Consider the following 2778-nt stretch of genomic DNA (forward strand, 5'->3'; position numbering starts at 1 on the left):
CGCACCTCCGGCCAGACGGCCAGAAGGAGAGAATTTCCCGGATTCTGTACGGACTCCGGGTGTCCGCGCTTTTCAAGGCTCGGCATCGGCACTTTCCTATGTGCCAGCCACGAATTTAGGTGGACGAATCGACCCGGCAGTCCCTACAAACGCTGTGCAATCATTGTTTGTGTGGTGTTTCCGGGTCGCCGGTCCGCTTATCGTGGGCTGGCGATTTCCATTTCAGGCATTGTCGGGCTGCGTCAACGAGGCGATCCATGCGGCGTAACTGTCTGCCGTAATCCGCGTGGCCCGCCCGATCTTCACCCGGACCAGTGTCCCTGCAGCCATCAGGCGATGGACGGTGGAGCGACTGGCTCCTGTCTCCCGCATGACATCATCGATCCGCAAGAGGACACGGTCGGTCAAGGCAATCGGCATGTGTGGGAATCTCCATATCCATTGCGACACGTCAGGACGTGTCATGGATTCTGAAATATTCCCATTATCATGCAGGTTTCCAGAAAGAAGGACGGCCCGACGTTTCGTCCCTTAGAGATTTTTGTAGGGATCTATTTTCATGCGCTGGCACAGATGATGAAACGTCGCGTCATCAGATTCAAACCAGACATGGCGTTCTTGGAAATATCGCCCTTCTCTGATGCGCTTACGACGCCTGGCATGATCCAGTTCTCCAAACTCGTGAGACAACGCATCCAGCGCCTCTCGAGAACTCAGCCCGTCTGCGAGCAGACAGTCATATAATCTGGCTTCTTGGATTTTCTGACGAATAGCAGCCAGCTCAGCAAAAGCATTGTAGCCTCGACGCGTAAAGCTTAGGGCCTGGGGCAATAGCTTGATGGCTTCTTTTGGTAATACAGGAGATGAGTTAAATAAAAAATCACTATGATCACTAACCTCTCCAGCGCGGCGTTCACCTTCTGCCAAACAAAGAACCTCATATGCTATCCGCAGAAAAAAATCCGCCATTTCTGGCATAATAATCACATCAGAGACCGCGACTTCTTCTCCACCCTCGTCAGGTTCCAAAATACAGGTATGCACTAGATAATCATATACTTCCGCCCACATCAGAACTGGATTGTCTATTTCATCGGCCAATTTCATGGCACTTCTGTGCTTTTTTCGATGTACATGATTGGGGGTGTAACCACAGCCATATCCGGAACCAATCACCCCCAGTTCTTCCTCATCATCAGCCATGAACAAGCCTCCTGTTCCAAACAGCCGTTACCCAAACTTCATGTTTGTGAGTATTGCATGACATTCCCAGACACACCGGGACACAATCTGGTTTATGGACCGCCCGCATAAGCAATCGGTGAATGGCCGTTTTCATGACAGGCAGTCCTCAATGGCGTGGGCATATCGACCGATCCCATCGGCCAGCCATGCCAGTTCAGTGCCGGTCTGTTTGTCCCCCTCCGCCATGCGGGCCAGTATCCCGGCCATGACACTGATTTGCGTGGTGGCAGCCTGTATGGCCGCCAGCCGGTCGGGCGTTGCCAGGCTGGGCGGCGCTGTATGCGCGCGCCATGCCCGGTGGCAGGACGCGGAACTGCTACCCATCGCCTCGCCTACCTCGCGCCATGACAGGCCCTCCTTGCGGAGGTGTTCAATCCGGCGGAGGTCACGGGCGGACCAAGTGCGTGCCGGGCGGCTCATGCCCGGCCCTCCGGATCTGCGGACAGGAAAGCGATGAAAGCCGGGTCCATCGTCAGTTCGACCCAACGGGCTTTCCCCGCCTGGGCGATGGTCTCGACCACGTAATGCATCTGGCCACGGGACGCGCCGCCTTCCTTCCAGATGGAAAAGCCAATGGCATAGGCCGCGCCCTGCAGGTAATCGAGCAGCTTTGCCGCTCCTTCCCCGTCTGAGAACGTCTGTTCGGCTATCTGCCAGCCTATGAACTGCAGGTCCGGCACGATTGGCGTGACCGGGGCTTCCGGGCTCTTGCTCATGGCTTTACCTCCGCCCACAGGCGCATTGTCAGGATACCCAGCGCGTTGCCAGCCCGGATCGTCCAGGCTGATAGCGGGATGAGAAACCACAGGGCTGCATGGATCAGGATGCGTTTCATGATTGCCCTCCTGCGATCAGACGGCCGAGGATGTAGACCTGCCGATATTCCTTCACACCGGGCGCATTGCGACCACTGTAATAGGGCATGCGGCCATAGCGGGGACTACGCGGACCACAGGCAGGACGTGCCTTGTCCTTCCATACCGGTGCGATTTCGGGGGATTTATTGAAGACAGCGACCGCCAGTTCCCCGTTGTCCACGTTGGGGTCGTTGGCATCGAACAGGCAGAGACGCCCATCAATCATGATGATGCCCATGCCATCGCGGATCTGGAGCGGCGGAACGGTGGAAGCCGGTGCCGGTACGCCACGGCGGCGCATCCAATGAGGAATGAGGTTCATGTCACACACGCTCCGCAATGGCCGCGCATCGGCGCTCTATCTCTTGGGCCGCCCATTCTACGGCCATTCCGAAGCCCTGTAGGGCAATATCTGGATGCGGTTCATCTCTGGTGGTCATGGACCGACCTGCGAGGATCAAAAGGCGCGCAAGCTGGTCAATGTCGTGACGCGCATCGTGGACTGCCATGATCGCGCTTTTCTCAAACTGGTAGAGATCGCTCACTTCGCCTCTCCCTTCATCGCCAGAATGTCGCGTGCCAGGCTGGCCTCGATCTGGGTCGGGTCCGGGTCGAACAGCATCACCAGCCGGGCCTTGTCCTGCAGGTCGGCAAAGGACCGGGCACGGGTCTGGAC

At 57.1% G+C, this 2778-nt stretch carries 7 protein-coding genes; all 7 read right to left on the reverse strand.

The features are described from left to right. Positions 1–222 precede the first annotated feature (222 nt). Positions 223–420 (reverse strand): helix-turn-helix transcriptional regulator, encoded by a 198-nt coding sequence (locus ABF824_RS15580; protein WP_048855537.1) that lies wholly within the window; start codon positions 418–420, stop codon positions 223–225. Positions 421–531: 111 nt separating this feature from the next. Continuing rightward, positions 532–1203: a hypothetical protein gene (locus ABF824_RS15585; protein WP_415489891.1), complete on the reverse strand. Its 672-nt coding sequence runs from the start codon at positions 1201–1203 to the stop codon at positions 532–534. A gap of 132 nt (positions 1204–1335) precedes the next feature. After that, on the reverse strand, positions 1336–1665 hold the full coding sequence (locus ABF824_RS15590) for a hypothetical protein (protein ID WP_415489892.1): 330 nt from the start codon (positions 1663–1665) through the stop codon (positions 1336–1338). Further along, positions 1662–1961 (reverse strand): hypothetical protein, encoded by a 300-nt coding sequence (locus ABF824_RS15595; protein ID WP_415489893.1) that lies wholly within the window; start codon positions 1959–1961, stop codon positions 1662–1664. Before ABF824_RS15595 ends, ABF824_RS15590 begins: the two co-directional genes overlap by 4 nt. Beyond that, positions 1958–2080, reverse strand: a complete 123-nt coding sequence (locus tag ABF824_RS15600) for a hypothetical protein (RefSeq protein ID WP_259369275.1) — start codon at positions 2078–2080, stop codon at positions 1958–1960. Before ABF824_RS15600 ends, ABF824_RS15595 begins: the two co-directional genes overlap by 4 nt. After that, positions 2077–2424, reverse strand: a complete 348-nt coding sequence (locus tag ABF824_RS15605; protein WP_415489894.1) for a hypothetical protein — start codon at positions 2422–2424, stop codon at positions 2077–2079. The genes ABF824_RS15600 and ABF824_RS15605 overlap by 4 nt, the downstream gene beginning before the upstream one ends. Before the next feature lies 1 nt (position 2425). Then, positions 2426–2647 carry a hypothetical protein gene (locus tag ABF824_RS15610; RefSeq protein ID WP_130731248.1) on the reverse strand — a complete coding sequence of 74 codons (222 nt, stop codon included), beginning with the start codon at positions 2645–2647 and terminating at the stop codon, positions 2426–2428. Between the last annotated feature and the right edge of the window lie 131 nt (positions 2648–2778).

The organism is Acetobacter sp., from assembly GCF_047721705.1.
GTDB lineage: Bacteria > Pseudomonadota > Alphaproteobacteria > Acetobacterales > Acetobacteraceae > Acetobacter.

Coding starts and splice junctions, on each gene's coding strand:
- ABF824_RS15580 (WP_048855537.1), bottom strand. CDS start 420: ATGCCGATTGCCTTGACCGACCGTGTCCTCTTGCGGATCGATGATGTC.
- ABF824_RS15585 (WP_415489891.1), bottom strand. CDS start 1,203: ATGGCTGATGATGAGGAAGAACTGGGGGTGATTGGTTCCGGATATGGC.
- ABF824_RS15590 (WP_415489892.1), bottom strand. CDS start 1,665: ATGAGCCGCCCGGCACGCACTTGGTCCGCCCGTGACCTCCGCCGGATT.
- ABF824_RS15595 (WP_415489893.1), bottom strand. CDS start 1,961: ATGAGCAAGAGCCCGGAAGCCCCGGTCACGCCAATCGTGCCGGACCTG.
- ABF824_RS15600 (WP_259369275.1), bottom strand. CDS start 2,080: ATGAAACGCATCCTGATCCATGCAGCCCTGTGGTTTCTCATCCCGCTA.
- ABF824_RS15605 (WP_415489894.1), bottom strand. CDS start 2,424: ATGAACCTCATTCCTCATTGGATGCGCCGCCGTGGCGTACCGGCACCG.